Consider the following 13512-nt stretch of genomic DNA (forward strand, 5'->3'; position numbering starts at 1 on the left):
GTACTGCATGCGTTCATGGATGAAGGACAGTGAGATGGCAAGAGCCAGGACGATCAGCGGGCCGTGTCAGGCGTGGCCGGAGGAGAGCGCGTTCATCCGCGAGGTGCTCGACCGGATCGGGGAGAAGTGGACGGTTCTGATCATCAGCACCCTGGGCTCGGGGCCGCTGCGATATTCCGACGTGCAGGCGAGCATCCCGGGCATCTCGCAGCGGATGCTCACGGTGACGTTGAAGGCTCTGGAGCGCGACGGGCTGCTCACCCGCACGGCCTACGCTGAGGTCCCACCCCGGGTCGAGTACGACCTGACACCGTTGGGCCGGTCGCTGCTGGAGGCCGTGATGACCCTTGCGGGCTGGGCGGCCAGCCACTACGAAGACGTGGCCGCCAGCCGGCGCGAGCACGAGCTGACCGGCGTCGGCAGGGAGAGATCCCGCCGGACCTAGCCCGATGGGGCCGGTGCCGGACGCTCGCGGTGACCTCGGCCTGGAGGACGTGGTCGAGGGCCTGGCCGTAGGCGGCAACGGACTGAGCGCCCGCTGCCGCGATCCGGCGGCCGAAGACCGTGAACGGCACCCCCTGCGCGCCCAGCGCCATGCCTTCGGAGGCGTCGGCCCTGACATCGTCGGCGAACTCGTCGTTGGCGAGGACCTCGCGCACACGCGGTCGCCGTCGAGGCCGAGGGACTGTGCGACCTCGACCATGGCATCCGCGTCGTAGGGGTCGATCTCGCCGGAGAAGAACCGGTCCTGGAGCTGGGAGAAGAACTCGAACCCGTGGCCCGACTGCTCGGCGAAGTGCGTCACGCGGTGCAGGTCGAACGTGTTGGCGTTCTTCCGGTCGAGGTCGAACTGAAACCGCCCCGCATCCGGCCGGGCCTCAATCGCGCGCTGGAGCCGATGCTTGCCGAGATAGCACCAGGGGCACCCGAGGTCCGCCCAGACCTCCACGACGATAGGGACCTGTTCGGCCGTGCTGCTGTCTTCCACCCTCATCACCTCACGATTGGTTCGTAACCTCATTCTGAGTGCGCTCGACGAGGTCCACAAAAGGCACCTCGAAGTGCGTGCCGATCAATGAGGTGCCCTTCGGCGTGTTCGCTCAGTCCAGGAAGAGGGCGCGAAGGCGGCGAGTAGTGAGGATCAGGCCGAGCGCGATCATCACCGCGAAGTACAGCACGTGCCACAGCATCCCCGGACCGACGGCCCCGGTCGTGAGCCCGCGCACCAGCTCGACGCCGTGCCAGAGCGGCATCGCCATGATGATCGACTGGATCCAGGCCGGGTAGACGGTGATCGGGTAGAACGTCGCCGACAGCAGGAACATCGGCAGCAGGATGAAGTTGATCCAGTCCATCTGCTGGAAGGTCTTCATGTAGCTCGTGATGCCCATCCCGAAGCTGGCGAAGCCGAACGCGATCAGCAGCACCGCCGGCAGGGCGAGCAGCGCCCACCAGGACAGGTTCAGGCCGAGCACCTGCATGACGATCATGAAGCCGACCGCGTAGAGGGCGCCGCGCAGCAGCGCCAGCAGGATCTCGCCGAGCGCGACGTCGAGCGGTCCGAGGGAGGTGGACAGCATCCCCTCGTACAGCTTGGCGAAGTGCATCTTGAAGAACACGTTCCAGGTGGAGTCGTACACCGCGCCGTTCATCGCGGCCGTCGCCAGCAGCGCCGGCGCGATGAAGGCCGCGTACGGCACCTGCTGGCCGCCGGCCGTGGTGACGTCGCCGACCAGCCTGCCGAAGCCGATGCCGAGCGAGAGCAGGTAGAAGATCGGCTCGAAGAAACCGGAGACGATGACCAGCCAGTTCGTGCTGCGGGTCGCGGACCAGCCGCGCTGCATCACCGAGCGGGCGTTGCCGGCGTAGAGCGCGCGCAGCGGGCGCGACCGGGGCGCGGTCTCGACGAGCGGGTCGCGGGTGGTGGTCACTTGTTCAGCCTCCGTCCCGCGATGCGGCGCGCCCAGCGCCAGAACACGACGAACAGCGCCGCGAGGTACAGGACGTGCACGATCGTGAGCCAGAGCGGCTCGGCGTAGCCATAGGCGAACACGCGCGCGAGCTCGGTGGAGTGCCAGAGCGGGGAGATCCAGCCGATCCATTGCAGGTAGACCGGCATGGCGGCGAGCGGGAAGAAGGTCCCCGAGAACAGCGTCATCGGCAGCAGCACGAACCGCATCAGCATCGCGATCTGGCCGGTGTCCTGCTCCAGGGTCGCGACGTACGCCATGACGGGAGCGCCGAACGCCAGGCCGCCGAGCGTGGCGGCCGGGATGGCGAGCCAGCCCCAGGGGCTCGGCACCGCCCCGAACAGCAGCATGAAGAGGTAGTAGACGACGCTCGTGCCGAGCAGCCGCGCCACCACCGAGATGACCACGCCGTCGATGATCTGCCCCGGCGCGATCGGGGACGCACTGATGCCGATGAACGTCGGATTCCACTTGAACCCGAGCATCACCGGGTAGGTGAACTCCTCGCTCGCGACCGTGACGCCGGCCGTGCACAGCAGCGCGGGGGCGACGAACGCCAGGTAGCTGACGCCGTTGACGGCGGTCGGGCCGAGGTTGGCGCTGACCAGGCTCCCGAGCCCCACCCCCATCGCGAACAGATACAGGAACGGGTTGCCGAAGCCGGTCACCAGCAGCGTCTGCAGGTACGAGCGCATCACCCGGAACCGGTGCTCGGCGACGTACCAGGCGCCGAACCGGCGCGGCCGTCCCGCGGCGGCGAGCGCGGCCCGCGTGCCGTCGTCCACGGAGGTGGCTGCGCTCATTCGATCAGGCTCCGCCCGGTCAGCCGCAGGAATACGTCCTCCAGGCTCGACCGACGCACCAGGCTGGTGAGCGGGTGGAGGCCGCGCTCGGTCAGCCGGGCGAGCTCGGCCTCCCCGTCGTCGCTGTAGACCAGGATGCGGTCGGGCAGGACCTCGACGCGCTCCCCGATGCGCTCCAGCCGCGGCGCGACCTCGGCGTTGCGCTCGGAGCCGAAGCGGACCTCCAGCACCTCCCGGGTCGAGTACTGCCGGATGAGCGATGCCGGGGTCCCCTCGGCCATGATCGTGCCCTTGTCGACCACGACGAGCCGGTCGCAGAGCTGCTCGGCCTCGTCCATGTAGTGCGTCGTGAGCACCAGCGTGGTGCCTTGCTCCTTGAGCCGGAACAGCCGGTCCCAGAGGATGTGCCGGGCCTGCGGGTCGAGACCGGTGGTCGGCTCGTCCAGCAGCAGGATGCGCGGGTCGTTGATGAGCGCCCGCGCGATGGTGAGCCGGCGCTTCATGCCGCCGGAGAGGTCATCGACCTTCGCCTTCGCCTTGTCCTCCAGCTGCGCGAACGCCAGCAGCTCGTCGGCGCGCTTCCGCACCCGCGCGGACGGGAGGCCGAAGTAGCGCCCGTAGACGATGAGGTTGTCGCGCACCCGGAGCTCGGTGTCGAGGTTGTCGGACTGCGGCACCACGCCGAGCTGCGACCGGATCTCCGGTCCGTACTTGTCCGGGTCGAGCCCGAGGATGCTCAGCTCGCCCGCGGTGCGCGTCGACACCGCGCCGATCATCCGCATGGTCGTCGACTTGCCGGCGCCGTTCGGGCCGAGGAGACCGAACGACTCCCCCGCCTCGACTTCGAAGCTGATGCCGTCGACCGCGGGGAAGTCCTTGTACTTCTTGACGAGGTCGGCGGCGGTGATGACGGACGTCGGCATAGTTCAGCACTGTAGCCCGGACCGCGGACATTCACCCGGTGTCAGCAAACCGGAAGCCCGCAGGAAGTACGGTCGAAGCAGCATCCCGAACTCCTGTCGAAGGAATCCCATGAGTACCGACACCGCCGCTCCACGCCGCCGTTCGCCCTTCGCGCGGCGGGAGCCGGACAGCGGACCGCGCGCGCGGTTCAGACAGCTCCTCCCCTACCTGCTCGAGCACCGCGGTGTGCTCTCGTTCGTCGTCGTGCTGAGCGTGCTCGGCGCCGCCGCGAGCCTGGCGCAGCCGCTGCTGGTCAGCCAGGTGATCACCATCGTGGGCAAGGGCGAACCGCTGAACGGGATCGTCTGGGGGCTCGTCGCGCTCGTCGTGGTCTCCGCGCTCATCTCGGGCTACCAGCACTACCTGCTGCAGCGCACGGGCGAAGGCGTCGTGCTGTCGTCGCGCCGCAAGCTGGTCGCGCGCATGCTGCGGCTGCCGATCAGCGAGTTCGACACCCGGCGCACCGGCGACCTGGTGTCGCGTGTCGGCTCGGACACCACGCTGCTGCGCGCCGTGCTCACCCAGGGTCTGGTGGAGGCCATCGGCGGGGCGCTGACCTTCATCGGCGCGCTCATCGCCATGCTCATCATCGACCCGGTGCTGCTCGGGCTGACCGTGTTCGTCGTCGCGGTCTCCATCGTCGTCGTGACGCTCCTGTCGGGGCGCATCCGCGTCGCCAGCCAGAAGGCGCAGACCAAGGTCGGCGACCTCGCCGCGGCGGTCGAGCGGGCGATCAGCTCGGTGCGGACGATCCGCGCGGCGAACGCGACGGAGCGGGAGATCGCGGCGGTGGACGCCGACGCGACCGGGGCGTGGAGGATGGGCATCCAGGTCGCCAGGATCTCCGCGCTCGTCGTCCCGGTCGCCGGGATAGCGATGCAGGTGTCGTTCCTCGTCGTGCTCGGCGTCGGCGGGTTCCGCGTCGCCAGCGGGGCGATCACGGTCGCGAACCTGGTCGCGTTCATCCTCTTCCTGTTCATGATGATCCTGCCGCTCGGCCAGGCGTTCGGCGCGATCACCGCGGTGAACTCGGCGCTCGGCGCGCTCGGCCGCATCCAGGAGATCCTCGACCTCCCGACCGAGGACCAGTTCGACCGCGACATCGCGCCGCTGGGGATGACCGCGGGAGCGGCGAACGAGGGGCTCGCTCCGCAGGCGCCGGCGATCGAGTTCGTGGACGTGGAGTTCGCCTACCCGTCGAACCCGGAGCGGGACGAGCCGAGTCCCGCCGGGGTTGCGCCCGCGGACGCCGAGCGCATCGCCCTCGGCGCGCTCGGCGGCGTGGACGTCGTCGCCGAGGCGGAGGCCGCGGCGGGGATCGGCAGCAACGCTCCCGCCGCGACGCACGGGGGGGTGCTGCACGGGGTCAGCTTTACGGTGCCGCGCGGCAAGCGCACGGCGCTGGTCGGCCCGTCCGGAGCGGGCAAGTCGACCATCCTGGCGCTCATCGAGCGGTTCTACGACCCGGAGGCCGGGCAGGTCCGGTTCGGCGGGATGGACCTCCGCATGCTCGACCGGGTCGCGCTGCGCTCCAACATCGGCTACGTCGAGCAGGACGCGCCGGTGCTGGCGGGCTCGCTGCGCGACAACCTGCGGCTGGCGACGCCGGACGCGACCGACGAGCAGTGCGTGGACGTGCTCCACGCGGTCAACCTGACCGAGGTGCTGGAGCGCAGCGAGCTCGGTCTGGACGCGCCGGTCGGCGAGGACGGCATCATGCTCTCCGGCGGCGAGCGCCAGCGCCTTGCGATCGCGCGCGCCCTGCTGGCCGCTCCCCCGGTGCTTCTGCTGGACGAGTCGACCTCCAGCCTCGACGGCCGCAACGAGCAGCTGATGCGGGAGGCCATCGACGCCGTCGCCGCGGACCGCACACTCCTCGTGATCGCGCACCGGCTCTCCACGGTCGTGGACAGCGACCAGATCGTCGTCCTCGACCACGGCCGCGTAGTAGGAGTAGGAACCCACTCCGAACTCGTAGCGTCCACCCCCCTCTACCGCGACCTGGCCAAGCACCAACTCCTCGTCTAACCCGGTCCTCAAACCGTCGAGTACGCGAAAAATCGAGTAAAAACCGCCGAGTACGCAGACAATCTGCGTACTCGGCGGTTTGCTACGCGTGGAGGTGGTAGCGGAGCGAGGCGAGCTCGGCCCGGAGGGCGGCGGGGACGTGCGCGCCGAACTGGTCGAAGTACTCCTCGGTGAGGTCGCACTCGGCCAGCCAGCTGTCGCGGTCGACCTCGAAGAGCTCGGCGACGTCCTCGTCCGGGAGGTCGAGTCCGTCCAGGTCGAGCTCCTCCACGAGCGGGAGGCGGCCGATCGGCGTCGAGGCGGCGCCGGCCGTGCCCTCCACCCTGCGGGCGATCCACTCGATGACGCGCGAGTTCTCGCCGAACCCGGGCCACAGGAACCGGCCGTCGTCGCCCTTGCGGAACCAGTTCACCTGGAACACCGCCGGCGCGTTCGAGCCGAGCTTCTCGCCCACCTCGAGCCAATGGCCCCAGTAGTCGGCCATGTTGTAGCCGCAGAACGGCAGCATCGCGAACGGGTCGCGGCGCAGCTCGCCGACCGTGCCCTCGGCGGCGGCCGTCTTCTCCGACGAGATGGTCGCGCCGATGAACACACCGTGCTTCCAGTCCCTGGTCTGCGCCACGAGCGGCACATTGGTCGCGCGGCGGCCGCCGAACAGGATGGCGTCGATCGGCACGCCGTCGACCGCGTCCCAGTCGTCAGCGATCGCCGGGCACTGGGCCGCGGCGACGGTGAAGCGGGAGTTCGGGTGCGCCGCCGGGCGGCCGCTCTCGGGCGTCCAGTCGTTGCCCTGCCAGTCGATGAGGTGCTCGGGCGGGGTCTCGGTGAGGCCCTCCCACCACACGTCGCCGTCGTCGCGGAGCGCCACGTTGGTGAAGATCGTGTTGCCCCAGAGCGTGTCGACCGCGGTCTTGTTGGTGAGCTCGCCCGTCCCCGGCGCGACGCCGAAGAAGCCGGCCTCGGGGTTGATGGCGCGCAGCCTCCCGTCAGAGCCCTGCCGGAGCCAGGCGATGTCGTCTCCGATGGTCTCGACCTTCCAGCCCGGGATGGTCGGCCTGAGCATGGCGAGGTTCGTCTTGCCGCACGCGGACGGGAACGCCGCCGCGAAGTGGAAGGCGCGACCCTCGGGCGAGGTGACCTTGACGAGCAGCATGTGCTCGGCCAGCCAGCCCTCGTCGCGCGCCATCGCCGACGCGATCCGCAGCGCGAAGCACTTCTTGGCCAGGATGGCGTTGCCGCCGTAGCCGGAGCCGTAGGACCAGACCTCGCGGGTCTCCGGGAACTGGACGATGTACTTGGTCTCGTTGCACGGCCAGGTCACGTCCTCGTGACGCACCCCGGCGTCGTCGATCAGCGGGGCGCCGACGCTGTGCACGGTCGGCACCCAGGGCTGGCCGGCGTCGATGAGGTCGAGCACCCGGTCGGTGACGCGGGTCATCAGCGCCATGCTGACCGCGACGTACGCGGAGTCGGTCAACTCGACGCCGACCTGCGAGATGGGGCCGCCGAGCGGACCCATCGAGAACGGGACGACGTACATCGTGCGGCCGCGCATGCTGCCGGCGAAGACCCCGCGCAGCTCGGAGCGCATGGCCTCCGGCTCGCGCCAGTTGTTGGTCGGGCCGGCGTCCTCCTCGTTGACGGAGCAGATGAAGGTGCGGTCCTCGACACGGGCGACATCGCCCGGGTCGGTGCGCGCCAGGAAGCTGTTCGGGCGCCACTCCGGGTTCAACCGGATGAGCTTGCCCTCGGCGACGAGCTGCTTGGTCAGCCGGTCGGCCTCCCCCGGCGTTCCGTCGCACCAGACGATGCTCTCGGGCTCGGTGAGTTCGGCGATCTCGGCGACCCAGGCGCGGAGGCCGGCGAGGCCGGAAGGTGCGGGAGTCGAGGGGGCGGCGGCGTTCGCGCTCTCGGCGATGGTGCTGGTGGCCTGGTAGACGCGCATCTCGTCTGCTGCGTCGGCATCGTGTGCCTGGTCGGTCAGCGGGAGCTCGGCGATGGACATTCCGTCGGTCCTCTCGTTCGGAAAGATCGGGGCGTGGATCCAGGATCGAACAGAATTCATAGCCCCGGGCGACAATTCCCGGGTAAAGAATCGCGATTCTTTCGCTATTGTGAAGGCATGGACTCCCTCGCCACCGAACCGGCGACCGCCGACGTCGCCACCCTCGGCCACCGCATCCGGCATTTCCGCACGCAGCGCGGCCTGACCCTGGACGAGCTCGGCGCCGCCGCCGGGGTCGCCGCGAGCCAGCTCTCGCTGATCGAGAACGGCAAGCGCGAGCCGCGCGTCTCCCTGCTCGGCACACTGGCCGCCGCGCTCGGAGTCCCGCTGGCCGAGCTGCTGTCCGCCGAGCCGCCGGACGCACGCGCGGCGCTCGAGATCGAGCTGTCCCGCGCCCAGAAGGGCTCGCTCTACGGCTCGCTCGGCCTCCCCGCCGTCAAGCCGACCAAGGGCACGCCGACCGAGACGCTGGAGGCCCTGGTCGGCCTGCACCGCGAGCTCGCGCGCCGCGCCAGCGAGGCGATCGCGACGCCCGAGGAGGCCCGCCGCGCGAACACCGAGCTGCGCGAGCGGATGCGCGGGGAGAACAACTACATCCCCGACATCGAGGTGCTCGCCGAGGAGCGCGTGCGCGCGTCCGGCCATGTCCGCGGCGCTCTCACCCACCGCGAGGTCAGCGTCATGGCCGAGCAGCTCGGCTTCGAACTCATCTACGTGGATGACCTCCCGCGCTCCACCCGCTCGATCACCGACCTGGAGAACGGCCGCATCTACCTGCCGCCGGCCTCCATCCCGGGAGGCCACGGCCTCCGCTCGATGGCATTGCAGGCGATGGCGCACCGTCTGCTCGGCCACGAGCGACCGTCGAGCTACGCGGACTTCCTGCGGCAGCGCCTGGAGATCAACTACTTCGCGGCGTGCGCGCTGATGCCGGAGGCCGCGGCCGTGGCGTTCCTGCAGCAGGCGAAGAAGGAGAAGGACCTCGCCGTCGAGGACTTCCGCGACGCCTTCGGCGTCACGCACGAGGCGGCGGCGCTGCGCCTGACCAACCTGGCGACCCGGCACCTGGACATGCCGCTGCACTTCCTCCGCGTCGGCGACGACGGCACGCTCTACAAGGGCTACGAGAACGACGGCCTGCCGCTGCCCACCGACGTCACCGGCTCGATCGAGGGCCAGGTCGTCTGCCGCAAGTGGGGCGCCCGCAACGCGTTCGCACGCACCAACCGCACGACGGAGTTCTACCAGTACACGGACACGCCCGCCGGGACGTACTGGTGCTCGACGCAGACCGGCAGCACGGCCGACGGCGGTTACTCGATCAGCGTCGGCGTGCCGTTCGACCAGGCGAAGTGGTTCCGCGGCCGGGAGACGACGGCGCGCGCCGAGTCCCGCTGCCCGGACGAGTCGTGCTGCAAGCGGCCGGCGGCCGAGCTGACCGGGCACTGGGCAGGCAAGGCGTGGCCGAGCGCGCGCCTCCACGCGCACATCCTCTCACCGCTCCCGTCGGGGTCGTTCCCCGGCGTCGACGACTCCGACGTCTACACGTTCCTCGAATCCCACTCCGGCGCCTAAGCCCCGCGACATTCGTGGCGGATCGGGGTTACTTCGGCTGCATCCGGATGGCGCCGTCGAGGCGGATGGTCTCGCCGTTGAGCATGGGGTTCTCCACGATGGAGCGCACGAGCTGCGCGTACTCCGCGGGGCGGCCGAGGCGGGACGGGTGCGGCACCTGGGCCGCCAGGGAGTCCTGCGCGGCCTGCGGCAGTCCGGCCATCATCGGCGTCTCGAAGATGCCGGGCGCGATGGTGACGACGCGGATCAGGCTGCGGGCGAACTCGCGGGCGAGCGGCAGCGTCATCGCGGCGACGCCGCCCTTCGACGCGGAGTAGGCGGGCTGGCCGATCTGGCCGTCGAACGCGGCGACCGAGGCGGTGTTGACGATGACGCCCCGCTCCTGACCACCCGGGATGGCCTCGCCAACCGGCTCGGTCTCCGCCATCGCGACGGCGGCGAGGCGCACCACGTTGAACGTGCCGATCAGGTTGACCCGGATGACGCGCTCGAAGCTCTCCAGCGGGAGCACGCCGTCGCGGCCGATGACCTTCTGGGCCGTCGCGATGCCGGCGCAGTTGACCACGATCCGCAAGGGGCCGAGGGAGCTCGCGGTGTCCACGGCGGCCTGCACCTGCTCCTCGTCGGTGACGTCCGCGGCGACGAACCGGGCGTGCGGACCGAGCGCGACGGCGGCCTTCTCGCCCTCCGAGCTCGGCAGGTCCAGGATGACGACGCGGGCGCCGGCCTCCGTGAGCGCCCGGGCGGTCGCGTTGCCGAGTCCGCTGGCGCCGCCGGTGACGAGCGCCGAACATCCGTCGATCTGCATGGGGGATCCTTTCTCCGGCCGCCGAGTACGCGGATATTCGACGTACTCGACGGAATCTGGCTGAATTCGGGCGTACTCGGCGGTTGGGGTCGGGGGGCGGGTGGGGGCGGGTGGAGCGGGTTAGAGGCGTTCGATGAGGGTGGCGTTGGCGGTGCCGCCGCCCTCGCACATGGTCTGCAGGCCGAACCGGCCGCCGGAGGCCTCCAGCTCGTTGAGAAGCGTGCCGAGCAGCCGTGTGCCGGAGGAGCCGAGCGCGTGGCCCAGCGCGATCGCGCCGCCCCGCGGGTTCAGCCGCGCCGGGTCGGCGCCGAACTCGCGCAGCCACAGCAGCGGCACCGGGGCGAACGCCTCGTTGACCTCGTACGCGGCGATGTCCTCCAGCTTCACGCCGCTGCGGTCGAGCAGCTTGCGGGTCGCGGGGAGGATTCCGGTGAGCATGAACAGCGGGTCGCTGCCCGCCACGGCGAACGAGTGGAAGCGCGCCCGCGGCCGCAGCCCGAGCCGCGCCGCGGCCTCCGCGCTCATGATCAGCGCGGCCGAGGCGCCGTCGGTCAGCGGCGACGAGTTGCCCGGCGTGATCCGCCAGTCGAGCTGCGGGAAACGCGCGGCGAGCCGGTCGGTGCGGAACGACGGCGACAGCGCGGCCAGCTTCTCCACGGTCGTCCCCGGCCGGATGGTCTCGTCCGCCGTGACGCTGCCGCTGTCCGGCGTGGGCACGGGCACGAGTTCGCTCTCGAACGCTCCAGAGGCCGCTGCCTCGGCCGCGCGGCGGTGCGACTCGGCCGCGAAGGCGTCCAGCTCCTCACGGGAGAAGCCCCAGCGCTCGGCGATCAGCTCGGCCGCGACGCCCTGATTCACCAGGCCCTCCGGGTAGCGGGCGTGCAGAAGCTCGCCGCCGAGGGAGGCGCCGCCGAGGTTGGAGCCCATCGGAGCGCGGCTCATCGACTCCACCCCGCAGGCGATCACGATGTCGTACGCCCCCGCGATCACGCCCTGCGCGGCGAACGCGGCGGCCTGCTGGCTGGACCCGCACTGCCGGTCGATCGTGACGCCGGGGACGCTCTCGGGGAAGCCGGCGCTCAGCAGTGCGGTGCGCGCGATGTTGCCCGCCTGCTCCCCGGCCTGGGTGACGCAGCCGGCGATGACGTCGTCCACGAGGGCGGGATCGACCCCGTTGCGGTGCGCGATCTCGGCCAGCACGCCGGCCAGGAGGTCGGCCGGATGGATGTCGGACAGCTCGCCGCCCGGCTTGCCGCGCCCGGAGGGGGTGCGGACGACATCGACGATGACGGCTTCGGTGGCCATGGGTGCGCTCCTCGGCTCGGGCTGATGGGTCGGCTCGGTTGATGGGTCGGCTCGGGGTGGGTCGGTCAGGCTCAGACGCGGAACGGGTCGGGCGTCAGCGTGTACTTCGTGCTGAGGTACTCGTGGATGCCCTCCAGGCCTCCCTCGCGCCCCAGCCCCGACTGCTTCACGCCGCCGAACGGCGCGGCCGCGTTGGACACGACGCCGACGTTCAGCCCCATCATCCCGGTCTGCAGCCGCTCGATCATGCGCTGGCCGCGCGCGAGGTCCTTCGTGAAGACGTACGACACCAGCCCGAACTCGGTGTCGTTGGCGATCCGCACTGCCTCGTCCTCGTCGCGGAAGCGGACGATCGACAGCACCGGGCCGAAGATCTCCTGCCGGAGGATCTCGCTGCCGGCGCGCACGTCGGTGACGACGGTGGGCTCGAAGAAGGTGCCGGTCCCGGAGACCCGCGAGCCGCCCGCGAGCACCGTGGCGCCGCGCGCGACCGCGTCCTCCAGGAGCTCTGCGGCCTTCTCGACGGCGTCCTCGTTGATGAGCGGGCCGATCGTGACGCCGTCCTCCGTGCCGCGGCCGATCTTCATCGCCTTCACGCGGTCGGCGACCCGGCGGGCGAACTCGTCCGCGACATCCTCGTGCACGATGAACCGGTTGGCGGCCGTGCAGGCCTCCCCGATGTTGCGGAACTTCGCGAGCATCGCGCCGTCCACCGCCCGGTCGAGGTCGGCGTCGTCGAACACGACGAACGGGGCGTTGCCGCCGAGCTCCATCGAGGTGCGCAGGACGTTTACCGACGCCTGCTGCAGCAGTTTCCTGCCCACCTCCGTGGAACCGGTGAAGGAGAGCTTACGCAGCCGCGGGTCGGCGATGATCGGCGCCGACACCTTCCCCGACGTGGAGGTCGTGATGACGTTGAGCACGCCGGCGGGGAGGCCCGCGTCCTCCAGGAGGCGGGCGAAGTACAGCGTCGTGAGCGGGGTCAGCTCGGCCGGCTTCACGACCACGGTGCACCCCGCGGCGAGCGCCGGCGCGATCTTCCGGGTCGCCATCGCGAGCGGGAAGTTCCACGGCGTGATCAGGAAGCACGGCCCGACCGGGTGCTGCGACACGATCATGCGTCCGGTGCCTTCGGGATTGGTCGCGTAACGGCCGGCGATGCGCACCGCCTCTTCGGAAAACCAGCGCAGGAACTCGCCGCCGTAGGTGACCTCCCCGTTGGCCTCCGCCAGCGGCTTGCCCATCTCCAGCGTCATCAGCAGCGCGAACTCGTCGCGGCGCTCCTGCAGCAGGTCGAACGCGCGGCGCAGGATCTCGCCGCGGGTGCGGGGAGGCGTCGCGGCCCAGGCGTCTTGCGCGGCCACCGCGGCGTCTAGGGCGCGGGTGCCGTCCTCCACCGAGGCGTCCGCGATCTCGCGGATGAGGTCGCCGGTGGCGGGGTCGTACACCTTCAGGGTGCCGTTCGAGCCGGGCAGCCACTCGCCCCCGATGAACAGGCGGTCGGGCACGCGCTCCAGCAGGGTCTTCTCATCCATCGTCGTTCCTCGTCTCGTGTCGTCTCGTATCGTGTCGGTTCCGCGTCGCGCGTTCAGTCCTCCACCGCCGACTCCACCAGCGGCACGCTGCGGTGCTCGATGGTGGTCTCCAGCGCGATCACCGTGGAGGTGCGGCTGATGCCCGGCTCGCTGAGGATGTCGCTGATCACCCGCTGCAGGTCGGCGTTCGAGCGGGCGACCACCCGGATCAGCAGATCCCCGGCCCCGGTCACGGTGTGCACCTCCAGCACCTCCGGGATGCCGCGCAGGTGGTCGACCACGGAGAGGTCGCTTTGCGTGATCTCCGCGGTGACGAACGCAGTAACGGGGAAGCCGAGCCGCAGGCTGTCGATCGTCGGCGCGAAGTCCTTGATCACGCCCGTGCGCTGGAGGCGGTCGAGCCGGGCCTGCACCGTGCCGCGTGCGACGCCGAGCCTCCTGGACGCCTCGAAGACGCCGAGCCGGGGCTCCTCCGTGAGCAGCGCGATGAGGTCGGCGTCCAGCCTGTCGATCATGCGGG

Annotated in this window: 11 protein-coding genes and 1 pseudogene; 3 read left to right on the forward strand and 9 right to left on the reverse strand. The window is 70.6% G+C overall.

The genetic code is table 11. The features are described from left to right. The first annotated feature begins 34 nt into the window (after nucleotides 1-34). Nucleotides 35-445, forward strand: a complete 411-nt coding sequence (locus AC1ROW_RS07060; protein WP_493018122.1) for a winged helix-turn-helix transcriptional regulator — start codon at nucleotides 35-37, stop codon at nucleotides 443-445. 264 nt (nucleotides 446-709) lie between these two features. On the opposite strand, the pseudogene AC1ROW_RS07065 reads toward AC1ROW_RS07060, so the two are convergent. From AC1ROW_RS07065 to AC1ROW_RS07080, 4 genes and pseudogenes are all read right to left on the reverse strand, one after another. Beyond that, nucleotides 710-1021 (reverse strand): annotated as a pseudogene (locus AC1ROW_RS07065) (DsbA family oxidoreductase); the annotation flags it as partial. Nucleotides 1022-1100: 79 nt separating this feature from the next. Then, the gene (locus tag AC1ROW_RS07070; protein ID WP_493018123.1) at nucleotides 1101-1931 is read right to left on the reverse strand and encodes an ABC transporter permease; all 831 of its coding nucleotides are present in this window, start codon (nucleotides 1929-1931) and stop codon (nucleotides 1101-1103) included. After that, nucleotides 1928-2773 carry an ABC transporter permease gene (locus AC1ROW_RS07075; RefSeq protein ID WP_493018124.1) on the reverse strand — a complete coding sequence of 282 codons (846 nt, stop codon included), beginning with the start codon at nucleotides 2771-2773 and terminating at the stop codon, nucleotides 1928-1930. The genes AC1ROW_RS07070 and AC1ROW_RS07075 overlap by 4 nt, the downstream gene beginning before the upstream one ends. Next, a complete protein-coding gene (locus AC1ROW_RS07080; protein WP_493018125.1) occupies nucleotides 2770-3696 on the reverse strand; it encodes an ABC transporter ATP-binding protein in 927 nt (308 codons plus the stop codon). Before AC1ROW_RS07080 ends, AC1ROW_RS07075 begins: the two co-directional genes overlap by 4 nt. A gap of 109 nt (nucleotides 3697-3805) precedes the next feature. Between AC1ROW_RS07080 and AC1ROW_RS07085 the strand changes: the two genes are divergently transcribed. Beyond that, nucleotides 3806-5764, forward strand: coding sequence for an ABC transporter ATP-binding protein (locus tag AC1ROW_RS07085; protein ID WP_493018126.1), 1959 nt, complete (start codon nucleotides 3806-3808; stop codon nucleotides 5762-5764). 82 nt (nucleotides 5765-5846) lie between these two features. Here AC1ROW_RS07085 and AC1ROW_RS07090 read toward each other — a convergent pair whose 3' ends face one another. Continuing rightward, the gene (locus AC1ROW_RS07090; RefSeq protein ID WP_493018376.1) at nucleotides 5847-7709 is read right to left on the reverse strand and encodes a phosphoenolpyruvate carboxykinase (GTP); all 1863 of its coding nucleotides are present in this window, start codon (nucleotides 7707-7709) and stop codon (nucleotides 5847-5849) included. A 177-nt stretch (nucleotides 7710-7886) separates the two neighbouring features. Between AC1ROW_RS07090 and AC1ROW_RS07095 the strand changes: the two genes are divergently transcribed. Further along, nucleotides 7887-9344 (forward strand): helix-turn-helix domain-containing protein, encoded by a 1458-nt coding sequence (locus tag AC1ROW_RS07095; protein ID WP_493018128.1) that lies wholly within the window; start codon nucleotides 7887-7889, stop codon nucleotides 9342-9344. A gap of 28 nt (nucleotides 9345-9372) precedes the next feature. Here AC1ROW_RS07095 and AC1ROW_RS07100 read toward each other — a convergent pair whose 3' ends face one another. From AC1ROW_RS07100 to AC1ROW_RS07115, 4 genes are all read right to left on the reverse strand, one after another. Then, entirely contained in the window at nucleotides 9373-10152 is a 780-nt protein-coding gene (locus tag AC1ROW_RS07100) for a 3-hydroxyacyl-CoA dehydrogenase (RefSeq protein WP_493018129.1), read from the reverse strand. 120 nt (nucleotides 10153-10272) lie between these two features. Beyond that, complete coding sequence (locus AC1ROW_RS07105; protein ID WP_493018130.1) at nucleotides 10273-11457, reverse strand: thiolase family protein; 1185 nt, start codon at nucleotides 11455-11457, stop codon at nucleotides 10273-10275. 71 nt (nucleotides 11458-11528) lie between these two features. Beyond that, nucleotides 11529-12992 carry an NAD-dependent succinate-semialdehyde dehydrogenase gene (locus tag AC1ROW_RS07110; protein WP_493018131.1) on the reverse strand — a complete coding sequence of 488 codons (1464 nt, stop codon included), beginning with the start codon at nucleotides 12990-12992 and terminating at the stop codon, nucleotides 11529-11531. Between the two features lie 53 nt (nucleotides 12993-13045). Continuing rightward, nucleotides 13046-13507, reverse strand: coding sequence for an Lrp/AsnC family transcriptional regulator (locus tag AC1ROW_RS07115; RefSeq protein ID WP_493018132.1), 462 nt, complete (start codon nucleotides 13505-13507; stop codon nucleotides 13046-13048). Nucleotides 13508-13512 lie beyond the last annotated feature (5 nt).

Source organism: Leifsonia sp. GW821-FHT13C09, assembly GCF_058806435.1.